This window comes from Rothia mucilaginosa, from assembly GCF_049990865.1.
Classification (GTDB): domain Bacteria; phylum Actinomycetota; class Actinomycetes; order Actinomycetales; family Micrococcaceae; genus Rothia; species Rothia mucilaginosa_I.
In genome coordinates this window covers 1,674,180-1,693,278 of the sequence record NZ_CP188231.1, presented here as the reverse complement: position 1 = coordinate 1,693,278, position 19,099 = coordinate 1,674,180, and the positions used below count along the sequence as shown (strand labels likewise).

Annotated in this window: 16 protein-coding genes; 12 read left to right on the top strand and 4 right to left on the bottom strand. The window is 60.8% G+C overall.

Annotated features, from left to right (window positions below; genetic code table 11):
* Positions 1–112 precede the first annotated feature (112 nt).
* Positions 113–2,596 (top strand): cell division protein PerM, encoded by a 2,484-nt coding sequence (locus ACP3RB_RS06595; RefSeq protein WP_426698852.1) that lies wholly within the window; start codon positions 113–115, stop codon positions 2,594–2,596.
* On the opposite strand, the gene ACP3RB_RS06590 is transcribed toward ACP3RB_RS06595, so the two are convergent.
* Positions 2,593–3,171 (bottom strand): 4-hydroxyphenylpyruvate dioxygenase, encoded by a 579-nt coding sequence (locus ACP3RB_RS06590; protein ID WP_426698851.1) that lies wholly within the window; start codon positions 3,169–3,171, stop codon positions 2,593–2,595. The two genes, ACP3RB_RS06595 and ACP3RB_RS06590, sit on opposite strands and share 4 nt — an antisense overlap.
* 237 nt (positions 3,172–3,408) lie before the next feature.
* Between ACP3RB_RS06590 and purN the strand changes: the two genes are divergently transcribed.
* The 5 genes from purN (at position 3,409) to ACP3RB_RS06565 (ending at position 9,311) form a co-directional block, all read left to right on the top strand.
* Positions 3,409–3,990 carry a phosphoribosylglycinamide formyltransferase gene (gene purN / locus ACP3RB_RS06585; RefSeq protein WP_426699572.1) on the top strand — a complete coding sequence of 194 codons (582 nt, stop codon included), beginning with the start codon at positions 3,409–3,411 and terminating at the stop codon, positions 3,988–3,990.
* 211 nt (positions 3,991–4,201) lie between these two features.
* Positions 4,202–5,812, top strand: a complete 1,611-nt coding sequence (purH, locus tag ACP3RB_RS06580; protein ID WP_426698850.1) for a bifunctional phosphoribosylaminoimidazolecarboxamide formyltransferase/IMP cyclohydrolase — start codon at positions 4,202–4,204, stop codon at positions 5,810–5,812.
* A 281-nt stretch (positions 5,813–6,093) separates the two neighbouring features.
* Complete coding sequence (locus ACP3RB_RS06575; protein WP_005506809.1) at positions 6,094–6,675, top strand: TetR/AcrR family transcriptional regulator; 582 nt, start codon at positions 6,094–6,096, stop codon at positions 6,673–6,675.
* Between the two features lie 276 nt (positions 6,676–6,951).
* Positions 6,952–8,226 carry a serine hydroxymethyltransferase gene (gene glyA, locus ACP3RB_RS06570; protein ID WP_426698849.1) on the top strand — a complete coding sequence of 425 codons (1,275 nt, stop codon included), beginning with the start codon at positions 6,952–6,954 and terminating at the stop codon, positions 8,224–8,226.
* Between the two features lie 206 nt (positions 8,227–8,432).
* Positions 8,433–9,311, top strand: a complete 879-nt coding sequence (locus tag ACP3RB_RS06565) for a bifunctional methylenetetrahydrofolate dehydrogenase/methenyltetrahydrofolate cyclohydrolase (RefSeq protein ID WP_005508973.1) — start codon at positions 8,433–8,435, stop codon at positions 9,309–9,311.
* A gap of 122 nt (positions 9,312–9,433) precedes the next feature.
* Here ACP3RB_RS06565 and ACP3RB_RS06560 read toward each other — a convergent pair whose 3' ends face one another.
* Positions 9,434–10,267: a GntR family transcriptional regulator gene (locus tag ACP3RB_RS06560; protein WP_426698848.1), complete on the bottom strand. Its 834-nt coding sequence runs from the start codon at positions 10,265–10,267 to the stop codon at positions 9,434–9,436.
* Between the two features lie 80 nt (positions 10,268–10,347).
* On the opposite strand from ACP3RB_RS06560, the gene ACP3RB_RS06555 reads away from it, so the two are divergent.
* The 3 genes from ACP3RB_RS06555 to ACP3RB_RS06545 all read left to right on the top strand — a co-directional run bounded on the left by ACP3RB_RS06555 (position 10,348) and on the right by ACP3RB_RS06545 (position 13,005).
* Positions 10,348–11,223 (top strand): exodeoxyribonuclease III, encoded by an 876-nt coding sequence (locus ACP3RB_RS06555; RefSeq protein ID WP_005506814.1) that lies wholly within the window; start codon positions 10,348–10,350, stop codon positions 11,221–11,223.
* Positions 11,224–11,310: 87 nt separating this feature from the next.
* Positions 11,311–12,375, top strand: coding sequence for a tryptophan--tRNA ligase (gene trpS, locus ACP3RB_RS06550; protein ID WP_060823870.1), 1,065 nt, complete (start codon positions 11,311–11,313; stop codon positions 12,373–12,375).
* Positions 12,376–12,426: 51 nt separating this feature from the next.
* Positions 12,427–13,005: a 2'-5' RNA ligase family protein gene (locus ACP3RB_RS06545; protein ID WP_426698847.1), complete on the top strand. Its 579-nt coding sequence runs from the start codon at positions 12,427–12,429 to the stop codon at positions 13,003–13,005.
* Between the two features lie 118 nt (positions 13,006–13,123).
* Here the strand turns inward: ACP3RB_RS06545 and ACP3RB_RS06540 are convergent, their stop codons facing one another.
* Both ACP3RB_RS06540 and ACP3RB_RS06535 read right to left on the bottom strand, forming a co-directional pair.
* Positions 13,124–14,536 carry a hypothetical protein gene (locus ACP3RB_RS06540; RefSeq protein ID WP_426698846.1) on the bottom strand — a complete coding sequence of 471 codons (1,413 nt, stop codon included), beginning with the start codon at positions 14,534–14,536 and terminating at the stop codon, positions 13,124–13,126.
* 342 nt (positions 14,537–14,878) lie between these two features.
* Entirely contained in the window at positions 14,879–15,988 is a 1,110-nt protein-coding gene (locus tag ACP3RB_RS06535) for a mannose-1-phosphate guanylyltransferase (RefSeq protein ID WP_426699571.1), read from the bottom strand.
* A 348-nt stretch (positions 15,989–16,336) separates the two neighbouring features.
* Here ACP3RB_RS06535 and sdhC point away from each other — a divergent pair, with 348 nt between their 5' ends.
* The 3 genes from sdhC to sdhA are packed head-to-tail and all read left to right on the top strand — an operon-like array spanning position 16,337 to position 19,099.
* On the top strand, positions 16,337–16,795 hold the full coding sequence (sdhC, locus tag ACP3RB_RS06530; protein ID WP_005506819.1) for a succinate dehydrogenase, cytochrome b556 subunit: 459 nt from the start codon (positions 16,337–16,339) through the stop codon (positions 16,793–16,795).
* 3 nt (positions 16,796–16,798) lie between these two features.
* On the top strand, positions 16,799–17,284 hold the full coding sequence (locus tag ACP3RB_RS06525; protein ID WP_049341505.1) for a succinate dehydrogenase hydrophobic membrane anchor subunit: 486 nt from the start codon (positions 16,799–16,801) through the stop codon (positions 17,282–17,284).
* Between the two features lie 51 nt (positions 17,285–17,335).
* Entirely contained in the window at positions 17,336–19,099 is a 1,764-nt protein-coding gene (sdhA, locus tag ACP3RB_RS06520) for a succinate dehydrogenase flavoprotein subunit (protein ID WP_426698845.1), read from the top strand.

Here is a 19,099-nt window from a genome sequence, read left to right as displayed (position 1 = left end):
CTCCTCGCGTGCGTCCCTGTATGAATCCCTGTGTGAATAGTTGTGAGAACCCGCTTTCGAGTGTTAATCGGAGGCGGGTTTCGTCGTTAATTCGTGGCATGATTGAAGGACGATGAAAAGCACCTCACCTATCTCTCGTTATTCCATGCCCATGCCTCTGTGGCTTCAGGGTGTTGTTGAGCTAATTGTTACTGCCCTGTTCTCTGCTGTTGCAGTGTTTGCGGCGATGTCTGCCGTGTGGGCGACCAAGGGCTTTGGCGACATGGAGTTCTCCTCCGTGGCCGCCATGTCGGCGCACCTGTGGCTTCTGATGCACGGTGTTCCCCTGGATCTTGCGGCTGCTTTTGGTGCTTCTGCCGGCACGATGACGCTGGTGCCGCTGGGTTTGAGTATTCTGCCGCTGCTGCTCTGTTATCGTTCGGGTCGTCGCCTGGCGCGCGCCTCGTATGAGGGTGAGTTTTTGATTCCGGTGCTGTCCGGTTCGGTGACCTATGCGCTGATTAGTTCGGCGATGTACGGTTGGGCGAGCCCGCATCCGCAGCCTCTTCAGGCGTTGAATGCTGCCCTGGTGCCTTTGGGTATTGTGGTGGCTGGTCTGATGTGGGGTGGCTACCGTGAGGCGCGTTCGCTCTCGCGCATGGTGGGTGTTGATACTGCGGAGCAGATTTCGCAGATGAGTCAGTATTCGCGTTGGGCGGGTTCGTACGCCTGGGCTGTGGTGCGTGCTGCGGTGGTTGCTTTTGTGGCGCTGATTGGTCTGGGTGCGGTGCTTTTGGGTATCGGTATTTTGGCGGGCTGGTCGCAGATTGTTGCCACCTATCAGGAACTGCACGCCGGCGCTGTGGGTGATACTGCGGTGACTCTGTTGCAGCTGGGTTTCTTGCCGAACTTGGTGATTTATGCGATTGCGTGGTCGACCGGTGCCGGTTTCTCCTTTGGTGCGGGTACCTCTGTTGGTTTGACCAGTAGCGATGTTGGTACTTTGCCGATGCTTCCGATTCTGGGTGCTGTGCCCGAGTCGATGGGCACGTTCGGCCTGGTGGGTCTGCTGGTGCCGCTGGGTGCCGGTGCGATTGCTGGCTGGTGGTTCTTGCGTGAGGGCGAGGATCATCTGGATGAGTGGGTTGCTCTGAAGGTTCCGTTCCGCCCGCTGTCTGCGCTGATTTCTGCCGTGGTGCTGGGTGTGATGACCGGTATTCTGACGTCGTTTGGTGCCCTGTGGCTGGGTTGGATTTCGTATGGCTCTCTGGGTATTGGTCGTTTTACGGAGGTTGGTGCTGAGCCGCTGACTTTTGCGGCGCATACCGCGTTGACGGTGGGTGCCGGCGTGACGTTCGGTATGCTGCTGAGCCGCGCCCTGGTGCCGGATAGCAGCCGTGAGCTGCCTCGTTTTGCGGATGAGCGCCCGAACCTGGGTGAGCGTCTGATGAGTTTTACTACCTCGACCCGTGAGCGTTTTGCCCAGAGCCGCGAGCGTTTTGCACAGCGTCGTGAGCAGCGTGCGCAGGAGCGTGCAGAGCGTGCGGAGCGTGAGGCTGAGGAAGCCGCAGCACGTGAAGCTGAGGAAGCGGCAGAGCGTGAGGCTGCTGAACGTGAAGCTGAGGAGGCGGCACGCGCGGCTACCTCTAAGAAGGTTTCTGAGAAGAATGTCTCTGAGCCTGAGCAGTCTGTTGTATCTGAGGTAGCGACCGGTCACGTTCCGGTGCATCCGCAGGAGCCGGTGGTTGCCGTGCCCGTGGAGGCGACTGAGCAGCTGGCGCAGCGCGCGGCGGCAGACGCTTTCGCCGAGATTATTGCAGAGCGCGAAGTGTCGCCTGAAGAGCCTGTAGTAGCGGAACCTGCTGTGGACGTTGCTCAGGAGGCTGTCTCCGAAGAGGCTGCTGCTGAAGAGAGCCCCGCTGAGGAGTACGAGCCGATTGAGGCCATTCAGCAGGTCGATTACCTGCACTCTGCCCACGCTGACTCTGCGCAGGTTGAGGATGTTGCCGAGCCTACCTCCAGCGAGCACGCTACGTACGAACACCCTGCGTATGAGCCGGCCCTGTACGCTCACGACCCCTCCGATGAGGAGACCCGCGAGCTGGTTCAGGAGCCCGTCTACGAGGCTACTGAACCTGTGGAGCGTGAGCGCGCTGTCGATGAGTCTGCAGAGCAGGCACCGCGTTCGAAGGGCCGCGCGAGCCGCATCATGGCGTACTTCGGTTTTGGTCTTGAGCAGCCTGCCGCAGTACAGGGTGACTCAGTGCAGGACGGCTCAGCTGATGCCCCCTACGCTGAATCCGCCGCGCAGGATTCCGCTCAGAGCCGTGCCAGCGACCGTGCCAGCGACCGCGCGCATGAGCGTGAGCAGAAGCGCGAGGCGAAGAAGGCGGCTAAGGCGGCACGCAAGAAGCAGAAGAAGGATTCAGAGCGCGACTTTGTGGATCGCGAGCTGGATGTTCTCTCTGCTGATCAGGCGATGAAGCGCATCTTTGAGGTTCGTAGCCAGACCGGCGTGCTTCCGCTGGTGACCGATGAGGCCTCTACCGTGGAGCTGCCCCCGCTGGATGTCAGCTCCTCGAAGTCCCATGGTTCTAACGCGCGCACGAAGAACTAGTGCGCGGAAGAAGAGCTAGAGCTGGACGCGCCGGTGAGCTTGTCCATCGTGCCCTGGAACTTCTGGTCGCAGGTGTACATGTCGGTCTGAGTCAGCGCGGCGGCGCGGCACTCACGGTACTCCTGCGCGCCGGGCATGAAGGCAAGACCGATGCCGCCGAGCAGGGTCATGGCGCCGTAGATAATGCTGACGCCCGCGGCAATGTAGAAGAACCAGGGGCCGCGGTACACTGCGGTGCGCACGATCGCAATAATGCTCAGGGCGATGCCGGCGAGCGCGAAGAGGAAGAGCGCCAAGAAAAGCGGCATCGTGGAGAGCACGAAGGAAGACGCCGCAAAAATGACCAGTGCGGCAACGATCAGCATGAGCGAGGTGCGAATATTCGCTTTCTGTTGTTCGATGGGGTCGATGGGCTTGCGCGGCTTCTTGCCCTGAGGTCCTCGATGCTGCGGCATCATGTTCTGCGGTGCCTGCTGCGGCGCTCGCGGCGGAACCTGCTGGTTCTGCGGTGCACCGTTGTTCGGGGTGGGCTGCTGCGGCATGTTGTTCGGCGTGTTCTGCGGGGGAGTAGACATACCTATAAGGGTACCGCCCCGCCCGCCCGCGACCTATTGAGTATGCAGCCTATTGAGCTCGCGACCTGTTGAGTTTGCGCCCGGTGAACCCCGGCGAACCCCGGCTAACCCTGGCGAGGATTTCTCCCGCCGGGGTTTCTCTGCACTCGCCTTTGGGCTTGAGTTGTGTTGTGAGCCTCTGACCCCTTTGGATAAGGGTGTGAGACGGGTTATACTAGTCGGGTGCGAATTGTGGTTATGGTATCCGGCTCCGGAACGAATCTTCAGTCCATCCTCGACGCTGTAGCAGCGGGCGAGCTTCCCCTCGACATTGCGGCAGTGGGCGCCGACAAGCCCTGTCTGGGTATTGAACGTGCCCAGGCGGCTGGTGTACCCACCTTCCTGGTGCAGCCCGGCGACTACGCCGACCGCCCCTCCTGGAACCGCGCGCTGGAAGAAAAGATCGCTTCCTACGACCCCGATTACATTGTGTTCGCCGGCTTCATGCGCATTGTTGATGCGCAGCTGGTCGAGCGTTTCAGCAACCGCATTATTAACACCCACCCCGCTCTGCTGCCCTCTTTCCCGGGCGCGCACGGCGTGCGTGATGCCCTGGCGCACGGTGTGAAGATTACCGGCCTGACCGTCCACTTTGTGGATGCGGGCGTTGACACCGGCCCCATCCTCGCCCAGGCGGCAGTGCCCGTTCTGGATGACGACACCGAAGAAACCCTGCACGAACGCATTAAGGTGCAGGAGCGCCGCCTGCTCGTGCAGACCATCGCATCCCTGGCTGAATCTCACGGCGCTGTATCTGACAGCGCTGCATCTGACAGCTAGTTCCGCCCACTAGATTTTCGCGGCGGAATGAGCCGAGCTCACACCCCGCCGCCCACACACGTTCCGTTGTGGCACCCGAGTACCCCTGAGGGGAAGGTGCACAGCGGCGGGGAATACCCCCACACATATCCTGTCGATCCTGGCAGGTTACGTCCATCCACCAGCTGTGCCGCCGAGAGCCGGCGTGCACGTCTAAAGCATCGGAGTATTTGTGTCTCTCATTGAGCTCGATCGCGTGCCCCTGCGCCGCGCCCTCATTTCTGTCTACGACAAGACCGGTCTGGAGGAGTTCGCCCGCGGCCTGCACGAGGCTGGCGTCGCGCTGGTCTCCACCGGCTCCACCGCATCCACCATCGCGGCAGCAGGCGTACCCGTCACCGAGGTTACCGAAGTGACCGGTTTCCCCGAGTGCCTCGAAGGCCGCGTGAAGACCCTGCACCCGCGCATCCACGCCGGTATTCTGGCTGACCGCCGCAAGCAGGAGCACATCGACACCCTCAACGAGCTGGACGTTGAGGCGTTCGACCTGGTGGTTGTGAACCTGTACCCCTTCGTTGAGACCGTTGCTTCCGGCGCCGATCAGGACGCCATCATCGAGAAGATTGACATTGGCGGCCCCTCCATGGTTCGCGCTGCCGCGAAGAACCACGACGCCGTCGCTATTGTTGTGGACCCCGCCGACTACGCGCGCACCGTTGAGGCCGCTAAGAACGGTGGCTTCTCCCTGGATGAGCGCCGCCGCCTTGCCGCTGGCGCATTCGCCCACACCGCCGCATACGATACCGCTGTGGCTACCTGGACTGCAGCCCAGTTCCTGCAGGATGAGGGCGCTAACTTCTGGCCCCCGTACGCTGGCCTGGGATTCGAGCGCAGCGAGACCCTGCGTTACGGTGAGAACCCGCACCAGCGTGCCGCCCTGTACTCTGACCCCGCCGCTGCCCCCGGTATTGCTCAGGCGGAGCAGCTGCACGGTAAGGCGATGAGCTACAACAACTACGTTGATGCTGACGCCGCTCTGCGTGCCGCTTACGACTTTGACGAGCCGGCTGTTGCCGTTATCAAGCACAACAACCCCTGCGGTATTGCTGTGGCAACCCCCGGCGCGGCTGACCCGATTGCGGACGCTCACGCGAAGGCGCACGCTTGCGACCCGCTGTCCGCATACGGTGGCGTGATTGCTGCTAACCGCCCGGTGACCGCCGCTATGGCTCAGACGGTCAAGGGTATCTTCACCGAGGTGATTGTGGCTCCCGGCTTCGAGCCTGAGGCGCTGGAGATCCTGCGTGAGAAGAAGAACCTGCGCCTGCTGGTTCTGCCCGAGAACTTTGCCCGCGAGGCTATCGAGTACCGCCCCATTTCCGGTGGCGCACTCTTCCAGGAAGCTGACCGCCTGCAGGCTGAGGGTGACGACCCGAAGAACTGGACCCTGGTTGCCGGTGAGGCAGCGGACGAGGCAACCCTGCGTGACCTCGAGTTCGCGTGGCGTGCACTGCGTTCGCCCAAGTCCAACGCTATTCTGCTTGCCGATAACGGTGCCGCCGTGGGCATCGGTATGGGTCAGGTGAACCGCGTGGATTCCTGCAAGCTCTCGGTGGAGCGTGCGAACACTCTCGGCGGTGAAGGTAACGAGCGTGCCCGCGGTGCGGTTGCCGCATCCGATGCGTTCTTCCCCTTCGCTGACGGCCTGCAGGTTCTGCTGGATGCCGGTGTGCGTGCCGTCGTGCACCCGGGCGGTTCGATCCGTGACGAGGAAGTTATCGAGGCGGCTAAGGCTGCTGGCGTGACCATGTACCTGACCGGTACCCGCCACTTCTTCCACTAAAAATGTGTAGCGGGCTCAGCCTGCGCTGAGCTACCCGCTGTGAGCGGGGCATTCTTGGGCGAACCTTCTGGCGTGCCTAGGATGCCCCGCTTTTTCGTGCTCTCTACCTGAAACATCCGTGCTGAGACATCTGCATGAGGATACCCGCGCTGGGCATTCGTATTGTGGGCAGTCGTATTTATAGAATTTTTGCTCTATTTTGCGCCGGATTTGCGCACGAGGGCGCGTCAACGGCGACCGGGATGCGCACGGATGGGCTAAAAGTTCGCTAGGATTAGGATGTGCCTAAAGTCAGCGAAGAATACAAAAAGAACAGGCGTTCTCAGATTGTAGAGACCGCCCGCGAATGCTTCATCAAGCACGGTTATCAGAAGGCTTCGATGAGCGACATTATTGCGGCCACCGGCCTGTCTGCCGGAGCGATTTATAACCACTTCTCTTCCAAGGATGAGATTATCCTGGCGGCAGCCCGCATGGACATGGCGCCCTTCGACCGCATCCGCGCCGAACAGCCCTGGGACTACGTGTTCGGGTGCCTGAAGGTGCTGGACACCCCTAAGATTCGCCGTCACCTGCTCGTCACCTGGGGCGAGGCGGTGGCGATGCCGCAGCTGGCGACCGTGGTGTCTGAACAGCTGAGCTACCTGCGCGATCAGTCCCTGGAACGCTACCGCGCCTGGGGTGCCGCTGAGCTGGACTTCACCGAAGAGGAGCTTGAAGAGTGGCTGACCGTTATCGGTGCCGCGGTGCTGTCGGTGCTGACCGGTTATGTGGTGCAGACCCAGCTGGTGGCTGGCGGTAAGAAGGAGAGCGCTCGCGAGGCGTACCTAGAGTATGCTTCCGCTATCCTGCGTCAGGCGTAGGGTTTGTAGACCTGCTTGGATACCGCCGATAAGCCTAAAGGGCGGTTTATATGCCCTGCGGTGGCGGTGTAAAACTTCATTGTGATGCTTTGTAAAGCCCGTTTTCCTTCTCGAAGGAAAGCGGGCTTTACGGTATTATGAGGTGTAGCTCATATTTTTTCATTCAGGGTTTTCAGCTGGAGGCGCGCGCCGCCTCCTGAAGACCGCCCGGCGTACGCCGCGGCAGCCCCGATGATGAGCGACCGAAGATAACGCAAAAACACTCCCAGGAGCGTAATGTCCGAGCAGAAGATCCTCGAGATGCCCATCGCCGACCTCGATCCCGAGGTTGCAGAAGCCATTGAGCTGGAGCGCAAGCGCCAGCAGAACACCCTCGAGATGATTGCATCCGAGAACTTCGTCCCCCGTGCCGTCCTCGAAAGCCAGGGCTCGGTACTGACCAACAAGTACGCTGAGGGTTACCCCGGCCGCCGCTACTACGGCGGCTGCGAATTCGTTGACATCGTTGAGTCCCTCGCTATTTCCCGTGTGAAGGAACTCTTCGGCGCTGAGCATGCCAACGTTCAGCCCCACTCCGGTGCCCAGGCGAACAACGCCGTTATGCACGCGCTGCTGAACCCCGGCGACACCATCATGGGTCTGTCCCTGGCACACGGTGGCCACCTGACCCACGGCATGAAGCTGAACGTCTCCGGCAAGCTGTACAACGTTGTGGCGTACAGCGTGGACGAGTCCGGTCGCGTTGACATGGAGCAGGTGCGTGAACTGGCTCTTGCCGAGCGCCCCAAGCTGATTATTGCCGGCTGGTCCGCGTACCCCCGTCAGCTGGACTTCGCTGCGTTCCGTGCGATTGCTGACGAAATCGGCGCATACCTGTGGGTGGACATGGCTCACTTCGCGGGCCTGGTGGCTGCGGGTCTGCACCCGAACCCCGTTCCGCACGCACATGTGGTTTCCTCGACCGTGCACAAGACTCTGGGCGGTCCCCGTTCCGGCTTCATCCTCTGCACCGAGGAGCTGAAGAAGAAGATTGACTCCGCAGTGTTCCCCGGTCAGCAGGGCGGCCCGCTCATGCATGTGATCGCTGCGAAGGCTACCGCGTTCAAGGTTGCCGCATCTGAGGCGTTCAAGGACCGTCAGAAGCGCACCGTTGAGGGTGCGCAGATCCTGGCGAACCGTCTGCTGCAGCAGGACGTGAAGGACGCCGGCGTTGCGATTGCCTCCGGCGGTACCGACGTTCACCTGGTACTCGTTGACCTGCGCGACCACGCCCTCAACGGCAAGGAAGCAGAGGACCTGCTGCACGATGCCGGTATTACCGTCAACCGTAACGCCGTGCCGAACGACCCGCGTCCGCCGATGGTGACCTCCGGTCTGCGTATCGGTACCCCCGCGCTGGCGACCCGCGGCTTCGACGCTGAAGGCTTCACCGAAGTAGCCGACATTATCGCTTCCGTACTGTTGCCGAACCCGGACATCGCTGCGTTGCGTGCCCGCGTTGAGGCACTGTGCGCCAAGTACCCCCTCTACCAGGGTAGCGAGAACTGGTAGACCCATGAATGACCCCGTTCGCTCAACATCCCCCGCGGGTGCTGAGCGGGCGGGGTTATTTCGCCCTGATACTTGTACCGCCCTACCCGCTACACCCGTCGAGGGACGTAGTGGGGGAGCGGTACCTCCTGGGCACACACCCTAGAACTCAACACACAGACCGTCCGTTTCGGCGAACCCCGCCGCAACCTATGGAAGGAAAAACAATGCCCCAGATTCTAGACGGTAACGCAACCGCCGCAGCCATCAAGGAAGAGCTGAAGGAGCGCGTCGAGGCGCTCAAGGCTAAGGGTATTACCCCCGGCCTGGGTACCGTCCTGGTCGGTGACGACCCCGCATCCCGCTCGTACGTGGGCGCTAAGCACCGCGACTGCGCAGAGATCGGTATTAACTCCATTCGCGTGGACCTGCCCGGTGACATCACTCAGGAAGAGCTCGACGCAGAGATCGACAAGCTGAACAACGACCCGGCGTGCACCAGCTACATTGTGCAGCTGCCCCTGCCCAAGCACCTGGACACCAACCGCGTGCTGGAGCGCATCGCCCCCGAAAAGGACGCTGACGGCCTGCACCCGACCAACCTCGGCAAGCTCGTGCTGAACGTTTCTGAGCCGCTGGATTCCCCGCTGCCCTGCACCCCCAACGGTGTCATTGAGCTGGTCAAGCGCCACGGCATCGACTGGAACGGTAAGAACGTTGTGGTGCTCGGCCGCGGCATTACCGTGGGTCGCCCGCTGGGTCTGCTGCTGACTCGCCGCGAGGTGAACGCGACTGCAACCCTGGCGCACACCGGTACCGAGAACCTGGACGAGGTGCTGCGCGAGGCTGACGTCATTGTTGCCGCTGTGGGTGTTCCGCACGTGCTGAAGGCTCACCAGGTCAAGGACGGCGCAATCCTGCTGGACGTTGGTGTTTCCCGTGCTGAGGACCCGGAGACCGGCAAGAAGAAGCTCTTCGGCGACGTCTCCCCGGAGGCTGCGCAGAAGGCGTCCTGGGTCTCCCCGAACCCCGGCGGTGTGGGCCCGATGACCCGCGCGGAGCTGCTGGTGAACGTGGTTGAGACTGCGGAGCGTCAGGCGGCATAAGGCTCGCAGCGTTTCAGAGCTGAAATATTTCAGAGTCGATAACTCAAAAGGGCGGTGCCCCGGTAGAACAATCTACCGGGGCACCGCCCTTCACACTGTCATCACAAGAGAAAAGGCAGGTGCTAGAGAATCATCTCGTAGAAGTAGGCATCGGCAAGGTACAGGGTCTCTGAGTACTCGACGGGGCTACCTTCTTCGGTGTAACCGGTCGCGCAGACCTTGAACGCCGCCTCGCCCACGGGAACCTGGTGGTTGAACGCTTCGGCGTCGGCGTCGGTGAAGAGCGCTGCGCTGGTGCGTACGCGGGCGTGCTTAATGGCGTTGGTGGTGTCGGCAAGCTGGTCGAAGGAGCTCGAAGCGCCGGACATTTCCGCCATCATAGCGTCCAGGATGCTGCTTGCAGCGGCCTTCACAAAGTAGGAACGCTCAAAGCCAATGGCTTCGTGGTCGGCAAGACGCAGACGGCGCACGAACAGCACCTGCTCGCCCACCGGCACGGACAGGTGGGTGGAGATCTCTTCGGTGGCGTCCATCCAGCGGGTCGCAATCATGCGGGTGGAGCCCTCAAAGCCGCGGCGGCGCATATCGTCAACGAAGGTGCCCACGCGCGGAATGTAGGTGGCGTCGGTGCGCTCGGCAACGTAGGTGCCGGATCCCTGCACGTTGTAGAGCAGGCCGCGTTCAATCAGAACCTTCAGGGCGCTACGAACCGTCTGGCGGCTCACCCCAAAGTTCTGCTGAATCATGCGTTCGGTGGGTAGCTTATCGCCGGGCTTGCCGGGAATAATGTAGCGCTGCTCAATGTAGTGGATAACCTGCTCATACTTCGGGCCGGGAATCGGGGGTAGCTCGTAGCGGCTCTCAGCGTTGTGAGCGGTATTTTCGGATGCGGTGGTGCCCGCAGAAGGTGAGGGGGCACCGTGGTCGGTGGTCTGTGAGGAGTGTGAATTCATCACCCAATAGTTTACCGTTCAGCCAGAGAAAAAACGCGCACGAGTGAAAATTTCTCTTCCCTCAAACTGGCATAATTAAGACTATGCATTTTTCTAACACCCCTGCACCGCGCCCGAGCGGTCTGCTTCGCGTGGCGAGCGTGAATGTGAACGGTATCCGAGCCGCCTATAAGAAGGATATGGCGGCGTGGCTGGCGAGCCGTGACATCGACATTCTCTGCCTGCAGGAGGTGCGCGCCCCCGACGCTATCGTGCGTGAGTTGCTGGACGAATCCCAGTGGCATATTCTGCACGCGGAGGCTGCCGCGAAGGGCCGCGCCGGCGTGCTGGTGGCGACCCGCCGCACCCCGAACTCAGCCGGTGAAGTCCTGGAGAACCAGCCGGTAGCGACCCGCTCGAATATTGGCGAAGAGTACTTTGACGATTCGGGCCGCTGGGTTGAGGCGGACTACGTTCTGCCCAACGGCAAGACCCTGACCGTGGTCAGCGCCTACGTTCACTCCGGCGAGGTCGGCACCCAGAAGCAGGACGATAAGTACCGCTTCCTGGAGCGCATGCTGGTGCGCATGCCTGAACTAGCAAAGCACTCGGATCACGTGCTCATCGTGGGCGATTTGAATGTTGGCCACACCGAGCTGGACATTAAGAACTGGAAGGCTAACCAGAAGCGTGCCGGCTTCCTGCCGGAGGAACGCGCCTACTTTGACCGCTTCTTCGGCGATATCGGCTACCGCGATGTGGCTCGTGAGCTGGCGGGTCAGGTGCCCGGCCCCTACACCTGGTGGTCCTACCGCGGTAAGGCGTTCGATAATGACGCAGGCTGGCGTATCGACTACCACATGGCGACCCCGGCGCTCGCCGAAAGCGCCGTGGAGGCGGTCGTGGACCGCGCGGCAAGCTACGATGAGCGTTTCAGTGATCACGCACCGCTCGTGGTTGACTACCGCATCGGTGAGTAAGACGCGGACTGCGCGTACAGATAAGTTTTTGAAGATGTGCTGCACCGTTCGCAGCACCGCACAGGAAGAACTGCACAGGAAATAACTATGGCAGACGAAAAGAAGCAGGATAAGTCCCTCATCCCTAACGCCTCTCAGCAGAAGGCGCGTATCTACTCGGGTGCGCAGCCGTCGGCTGATTCGATGCACCTGGGTAACTACATTGGTGCTGTGAACAACTGGGTGGCGTTGCAGGACGACCCGAATAACGAATGCCTGTTCTTCATCCCGGATATGCACGCTATCACCGTTCCTCAGGACCCCGAGGAGCTGCGTGAGCGTACCCGCCTGACCGCGGCGCAGTACATCGCCTCCGGCATTGACCCGACCCGCACCCCGCTGTTCGTGCAGTCGCACGTGCCCGAGCACGCCCAGCTGGCGTGGGTTCTGAACTGCTTCACCGGCTTTGGTGAGGCGTCCCGTATGACCCAGTTCAAGGACAAGTCTCAGAAGCAGGGTGCTGAGAACGCCTCCGTGGGTCTGTTCACCTACCCGATTCTGATGGCTGCCGACATTCTGCTCTACCAGGTGGACGGCGTGCCCGTGGGCGAGGATCAGCGTCAGCACCTGGAGCTGACCCGTAACCTGGCTCAGCGCTTCAACTCCCGTTTCGGTGAGACCTTCGTGGTGCCCGAGCCGGTGATCCTGAAGGAAACCGCTAAGATTTACGACCTGCAGGACCCGACGTCGAAGATGTCCAAGTCTGCAGCCACCGACAAGGGCCTAATCAAGCTTCTGGACACCCCCAAGGCAACCCAGAAGAAGATTAAGTCCGCCGTGACCGATGACGGCTCCGTCATCGCCTACGACCGCGAGGCTAAGCCCGGCGTCTCCAACCTGCTCTCCATCTACTCGGCAATGACCGGCGAGAGCATCGACGAGATCGTGGCACGCTACGAGGGCAAGATGTACGGCCACCTGAAGGTTGACCTTGCCGATATCGTGGTGGAGCGCCTCACCCCGGTGCGTGAGCGTACCCTCGAGCTGATGGACGACCCCGCCGAGCTGGACCGCCTGCTGGCTGTGGGCGCATCCGCTGCCCGCGAGATCGCTACGGTCACCATTGAGAACGTGTACAAGAAGGTTGGCTTCCTGCCTGCCGCCGCAATCTAGCGCGCTGTTCAGCCAGTTCGGCTGAGGCGCCGCATGACCTGCACGATTGAGATGACAGCACAAGAGAACTCTTCGAGCCCTACGACGGCTCCTGTATCCCCGACCCTGAAGCCCGGTCACCGCTACCTGAGCGTTATTGCGCACGTGAGCGGTGAGAATGTTCAGCGCCTGGAAGAGTGGAAGCGTGCGGTAGCCGGTGGTGCGGTGGCACCTATCAGCACCCACGTGACCGTGTACCTGACGGAGCTGACCGAGTCTCTCCTGGCTGCGGTGCAGTCCCCCCAGTTCCGCGAGGCGCTGGACACGCCGCGTTTTGAGGCGCGCTGGGGTTCGGTGCACTCCTTCCGTCCGGTCACCGAGGTGGAGTATCTGAACCTGGAGGCGGGCAAGACCGAGTTCGAGCAGATTCACCAGAAGCTGGTTGAGCTATTCGGTGCCGGTGCGGCGTCCTTCCCCTATGTGCCGCACGTGACCTTGGGCCACGGGCTCACGCAGGAGCAGGTTGATCACGCCCGTGAGGTGTTTGATGCTCTGCCCGCCGAGCAGCGTACCTTCACCGTGGATCACCTGCACTGCTACTCCTATGACGGGCAGGACTGGGAAGAGATCAGGGTCCTGCCGCTGCGTTAGTAGCTGGTGTATAAACCTGGCATACACAAAGAGAGATGCGGCCGATAACTTATCGGTCGCATCTCTCTTTGTGCTTTCGCTAGGTTTATCTCAGCGTGAGAGTCCTAGCATGAAAGTCCTAGTGGGAGTGGCCCTCGCCGGACTCGTGGTTATGAGCCTCGCCAGACTCGTGCGCGTCAGCCGAAGCCGAGGAGGAAGCAGCGCCGTGTGCCTCAGCCTCAACCGGTGCAGCGTTCGAGGAGGAGACACCCAGGATCTCGTTCGGGGTCTTCGGAAGCTCCACGCTCATCAGCTCCTTCGGTGCTGCCGGGTTCGACAGGGATACCGCAATGAGCTTCTTGGTCGCCGGGTCGGTCACGTAGGCGGTCTTACCGTCCACCCACAGTGCCGGACGCTCATCCTGCCAGGTCTCAGACTCGGTCCACGCCTCCATGAGCTGTACGGAGCCCAGCTCGGCGCCGGTTGCCGGGTCGAAGACGCGCAGCTTGCCGTCGGTGGTCAGCAGCAGCGCCTCACCCTTGGGGCCGCGAGCCAGCGAACGGAAGGTGTAGCTCACGCCAGAAGGCAGGGAGTAGACGGTGCGGGTTGCCGCAACGGTGTCGATGATGGAGAACTTCTCGGGGCGCTCCAGCTTGGCGTCCTTATCGGTCTTGTAGTCCGCCAGAACATACTGGGAGTCAGCCTCGCCAGCCTGGTTACCGGAACGCGAGTAGGGGTCTTCGGGGTTGGTGATCTTGGTGAACTTGCCGTCCTTGTAGACCAGCGCGCCGTCGGTGCAGCCGATCGAGAACGCGCCGTCCTTGGCGATGGCTTCACCGTGAACGCCGGGGCAGGCGGGGCTCTCGGTGACGGTCTTGCCCTGTGCGTCCACAACAGCGGCACCGGTGCGGGTCTTCGAATCGCCGACCGCTACCAGGTACTGGTTGTTGGGCAGCGGGATTGCGAAGCCGTGATGCGGCTTGGGCAGGGTGACGGTGGTGGTCTCCAGGGAGGAAGCGGTGCGCTTGTCCTGGGTCAGCTTCGCCGGGTCGTACACGGCGAAGGAGCCGGTGCCGTCAGCGAATGCCGCGACCTTGCCGTTGTCCTTGATCACGTGACCGGTGTGGTCAGCCGCAAGAGACAGGGAAGACAGGGACGGGGCGGTGGTGTAGTAGTGCGAGTGGTCGCCGTGCGCTACAGACCATACGCCGGTGTCCAGGAAGGTGTAGCTGTTGCCGTCTGCAACGACGAGGTGGCGGTTATCGCCAGCGTCGGAGAGGCGCAGGAAGCCTTCCTTGGGGATGTCTGCGAGCAGCTTCATATCCTTGGCGTCGTAGACGAGCACGCCACCGTCGTAGGTGATGGCGACGCGGCTTGCAGCGCCCTTGCCTTCGGTGATGGGTGCGGGGGTTGCGCTCGCGGAGGTGGAGGCGCTGGGGCTGGTCTGTGCGTTCTGGGTGGTCTGGGCGTTCTGGGTGCCACATGCGGTCAGGGCGAGGGCGGCTACTGCGCCGAGTGCGCCGGCGCGGGTGAGGAAAAACTTACGAGTCATGTGCATCTACTAAGGCTAACATGAGAATGGTTCTCTATAAGGGGTGGTTCTCGGTTTGTATCAGACTCTGGAAGTGCACTCTACGCGGGGTGAGTATGGCATTCTGATCCCTGTGCAACCGTAAGGAGCGTCCTTTCAATCCCCACTAGGCAAAAGCCTTGAATCCACCCGCGAAATAACCCATCGGAGCATAATCATCGGGGCATAAGAAAACCGGCTCCCTTCTGGAAAGAAGAGAACCGGTTTCTAGAGGTATCTTGTGCTCGAGCAGGGTTCAAGCACCTGCGCGGGGCTAACTACTCAGGGCTAACTGTGTGGGGCTATCTACTCAGAGCCAAAAATTTAGAGGAGGTTGTTCAGGCCGCGTGCCTTGACCTCGCCCACAGCATCCTTGACAGCCTGTGCCTTGGAGCGCGGAGCGACCAGCAGAGCATCGGGGGTGTCCACCACAACGATGTCGTCGAGGCCAATGATAGAAATCTTGCGCTCGGTGTTCGCAACAACGATGCCGGAGCAACCGTGGTTGATGACGTTATCCTTCTCGCCGAGAATGGTCAGCTCTTCGCCGCTCTTCTCGGTGTTCAGGCGTGCCACAGCGTCGAAGTCTCCAACGTCGTCCCAGCTGAAGGAGCCGGGAACCATTGCGACGTCGCCTGCTGCCGCTGCGGGCTCGGCCACAGCGTAGTCGATAGCGGTCTTCGGCAGGGTCTCCCAGACGCGGTCCATAACAGCCTCGCGCTCGGGGGTGTCCCAAGCGTTAGCAATCTCCATGATGCCCGCGTACAGCTCGGGTTCGTTCGCCTCGAGGTGCTTGAGCATCAGGGCCGCCGGTGCCACGAACATACCTGCGTTCCAGGTGTACTCACCGGAGTCCAGGTACTTCTGTGCGGTGGCGGTATCGGGCTTCTCCACGAAGGTGTCCACGGCGTGAGCGTTGGGTGCACCCTCGATGCCCAGGGGCTCGCTGGCGTGAATGTAGCCAAACGCGCTGGAGGGCTCGGTGGGGGTAATGCCGATGGTGACAATCTTGCCGGTTGCCGCGGTGACGACAGCTTCGGTCACCACGCGGTGGAATTCATCCACGGGGCTAATCACATGGTCAGCTGCGAAGGAGCCAATGATGGCGTCCGGTTCGCGGCGGTGGATGATAGCGCAAGCCAAGCCGATAGCTGCAGCCGAATCCTTGGGGGAGGGCTCCAGCACCAGGTCAGCGGCACGCAGTTCAGGAATCTGCTGGGTAACCGCATTGGCGTGCGAAGTGCCGGTAACCACCATGACGGAACCGTTGCTGAGGTCGATGAGACGGTCGTAGGTGTCACGCAGCAGGGAATTGCCCGACGAGGTGAGGTCGAGCAGGAATTTCGGGGCGTGCGCGCGGGACAGGGGCCACAAACGCGAGCCAACACCGCCGGCGGGAATGAGCGGGCGGAATCGAGTGAGTGCAGTATTCATCGCTTCAAGAATAGCGGGTGAATTTGTCATATATCGAATTCTTTTAGGTTTTAACAAAAAAGTGTCAGGCGGCTCTCATTTAGGCGTTGTTTGAGGTTAGGTTAAGGTAAGTTCCGCATGAACACAGGGGAGTAGGCGATATCGCAATAAAAACATGCCCTAATTCCCTTTTAGAACCTGTAAAAAAACCCTAAACAGGGTGTCAGTAAGCTGTGAATTTACCTGATATCTTGGAAGTAACAGACGAACAAAAAGCAGTCGGTGAGCACACAGCTGTGCCTGGAAGCTGGGGCCTAAAAATGCGGTACCAGAACCCAGATGCTCGCCGTCGCAGCAGGAGGTTATTCAGTGTTGAATGGTTCTAAAGGAACCCTCTACCGCGGCCGCTGGGGCATGTGGTCCTGGGTTGCTCATCGCATTACCGGTATCGCGATTTTCTTCTTCCTTCTTGTACACATCCTAGATACTGCCGTCGTGCGTATCTCCCCGGAGGCCTACAACGGTGTACTGAGCCTGTACAAGAACCCCATCATGGGTCTGGGTGAGACCGCGCTTGTCGCCGCCATCGTCTACCACGCGTTCAACGGTATTCGCATTATCCTCATCGACTTCTGGGGTAAGGCAACCAACTCGCACGTGGAGCACATTCAGGCGAAGAACAAGGACGGCAACGTCGAAATTAGCCAGAAGGCAACCTACACGCACATCAAGATTCTTTGGGTTGTGCTTTTCCTCTGGGCAATCACCGTTGCTGGCTTCGCCGCACGTCACCTGCCGATCGTTTTCTCGCACATGGGAGGTCACTAAACAATGGCTACTCCGCTCAAGCCCCGCACCTATGTACCCCGTCTGCGTGATAACCGCATCGACGGTGTGAAGTACAACCGCTCCTCCTCCAAGCGCAACAACTTTGAGATGTTCGCTTGGCTGGGTATGCGCCTGTCCGGCGTCGTACTCGTTGTGCTGATTTTCGGTCACCTGTTCTCCAACCTGATGGTCGGCGATGGCATCCACGCTATCGACTTCGGCTTCGTGGGCGGCAAGTGGGCGAACCCCTTCTGGCAGGTCTGGGATCTGCTGTTGCTCTGGCTGGCTATGCTGCACGGTGCTAACGGTATCCGCGTCATCATTGACGACTACGCTGAGAAGGACCGCCTGCGCGTTTGGCTGAAGGTTATCCTCTTCGCAGCATGCGCATTCGTCCTGCTGATTGGTACCCTCACCATCTTCGCATTCGACCCCTGCCCCTCCGGCGCAGCGGCTGAACTGCTTCCCAGCTTCTGCTCGGCACGCTAACGGCGACGTATCCGAGACAAACTACAACATCTAAAACACAGAAAGAACATCATGCAGGTACATAAGTACGATGTAGTGATCGTCGGTGCCGGCGGCGCAGGTATGCGTGCCGCTATTGAGGCCGGCCAGCGAGTTCGCACCGCGGTACTGACCAAGCTATACCCCACCCGCTCCCACACCGGCGCAGCACAGGGTGGCATGTGCGCCGCTCTGGCTAACGTTGAAGAGGACAACTGGGAGTGGCACACCTTTGACACCGTCAAGGGTGGCGACTACCTGGTTGACCAGGACGCAGCAGAAATCATGGCTAAGGAAGCTATTGACGCTGTGCTCGACCTGGAAAAGATGGGTCTTCCCTTCAACCGAACCCCCGAAGGCCGCATTGACCAGCGCCGCTTCGGCGGTCACACCCGTGACCACGGTAAGGCTGCTGTGCGCCGCGCATGCTACGCAGCTGACCGTACCGGCCACATGATTCTGCAGACCCTCTACCAGAACTGCGTTCGCCACAATGTGGAGTTCTACAACGAGTTCTACGTTCTCGACCTGATTCTGGTCAAGGACGAAGAGGGCAAGCCCCGCCCCGCCGGCGTCGTCTCCTACGACCTGGCAACCGGCGAGGTTCACGTCTTCCAGGCTAAGTCCGTGATTTTCGCATCCGGTGGCTGTGGCAAGATCTTCAAGACCACCTCCAACGCACACACCCTCACCGGTGACGGCATGGCTATCGCACTGCGTGCAGGCCTTCCCCTGGAGGACATGGAATTCGTTCAGTTCCACCCGACCGGCCTGGCTGGCCTGGGCATTCTCGTTACCGAGGGTGCTCGTGGTGAAGGCGGTATTCTCCGTAACGCTGACGGTGAGCGCTTCATGGAGCGTTACGCACCCACCATTAAGGACCTCGCACCCCGCGATATCGTGGCACGTGCAATGGCAAACGAGGTGCGCGAAGGCCGCGGCTGCGGTCCCCACAAGGACTACGTGCTGCTGGACCTGACCCACCTGGAGCCCTCGCACATTGACGAGAAGCTGCCGGACATCACCGAGTTCGCTCGTACCTACCTGGCAGTGGAACCGCACCACCAGCCCATCCCGGTGTTCCCCACCGCGCACTACGCAATGGGCGGTATCCCCACCAACAACGAGACTGAGGTCTACCGCAACAGCGAAGAGACCATCCCCGGCCTCTACGCAGCTGGTGAGGTTGCTTGCGTGTCCGTCCACGGTGCAAACCGTCTGGGCACCAACTCCCTGCTGGACATCAACGTGTTCGGTAAGCGTGCAGGCCGCAAGGCTGCAGAGTACGCAGCATCCGCTGAGTTCGTGCCGGTTCCGGACGACGCAGCAGATCGCGTTCTCAACATGCTCAACGGCATCCTCGAAGGCAAGGGCACCGAGAAGGTCGGCGCTATCCGCGCAGACCTGCAGAAGGCTATGGAAGCTGACATGCAGGTGTTCCGTACCGACGAGACCATCCGCGCAGCACTGGCAACTATTGCTGAACTGGAAGAGCGCTACAAGAACATCGCCATCCAGGACAAGGGCAAGCGCTTCAACCTCGACCTGCTCGAGGCTGTTGAGCTCGGCTTCCTGATTGAGCTGGCAAAGGTCATGTCCGTTGGCGCACTGCACCGTAAGGAATCCCGCGGTGGTCACTACCGTGAGGACTACCCCAAGCGTGACGACGTCAACTTCATGAAGCACTCGATGGTCTACCTCGACCCCGAATCCGAGTTTGAGGGTGTCAAGGGCCTGCGATTCGAAACCAAGCCCGTTGTCTACACCCGTTACGAGCCGAAGGAGCGTAAGTACTAA

What these genes read in the sequence shown, in the direction of transcription:
- ACP3RB_RS06595 (WP_426698852.1), top strand. Translation starts at nt 113, where the DNA reads ATGAAAAGCACCTCACCTATCTCTCGTTATTCCATGCCCATGCCTCTG.
- ACP3RB_RS06590 (WP_426698851.1), bottom strand. Translation starts at nt 3,171, where the DNA reads ATGTCTACTCCCCCGCAGAACACGCCGAACAACATGCCGCAGCAGCCC.
- purN (WP_426699572.1), top strand. Translation starts at nt 3,409, where the DNA reads ATGGTATCCGGCTCCGGAACGAATCTTCAGTCCATCCTCGACGCTGTA.
- glyA (WP_426698849.1), top strand. Translation starts at nt 6,952, where the DNA reads ATGTCCGAGCAGAAGATCCTCGAGATGCCCATCGCCGACCTCGATCCC.
- ACP3RB_RS06565 (WP_005508973.1), top strand. Translation starts at nt 8,433, where the DNA reads ATGCCCCAGATTCTAGACGGTAACGCAACCGCCGCAGCCATCAAGGAA.
- ACP3RB_RS06555 (WP_005506814.1), top strand. Translation starts at nt 10,348, where the DNA reads ATGCATTTTTCTAACACCCCTGCACCGCGCCCGAGCGGTCTGCTTCGC.
- trpS (WP_060823870.1), top strand. Translation starts at nt 11,311, where the DNA reads ATGGCAGACGAAAAGAAGCAGGATAAGTCCCTCATCCCTAACGCCTCT.
- ACP3RB_RS06545 (WP_426698847.1), top strand. Translation starts at nt 12,427, where the DNA reads ATGACAGCACAAGAGAACTCTTCGAGCCCTACGACGGCTCCTGTATCC.
- ACP3RB_RS06540 (WP_426698846.1), bottom strand. Translation starts at nt 14,536, where the DNA reads ATGACTCGTAAGTTTTTCCTCACCCGCGCCGGCGCACTCGGCGCAGTA.
- ACP3RB_RS06535 (WP_426699571.1), bottom strand. Translation starts at nt 15,988, where the DNA reads ATGAATACTGCACTCACTCGATTCCGCCCGCTCATTCCCGCCGGCGGT.
- ACP3RB_RS06525 (WP_049341505.1), top strand. Translation starts at nt 16,799, where the DNA reads ATGGCTACTCCGCTCAAGCCCCGCACCTATGTACCCCGTCTGCGTGAT.
- sdhA (WP_426698845.1), top strand. Translation starts at nt 17,336, where the DNA reads ATGCAGGTACATAAGTACGATGTAGTGATCGTCGGTGCCGGCGGCGCA.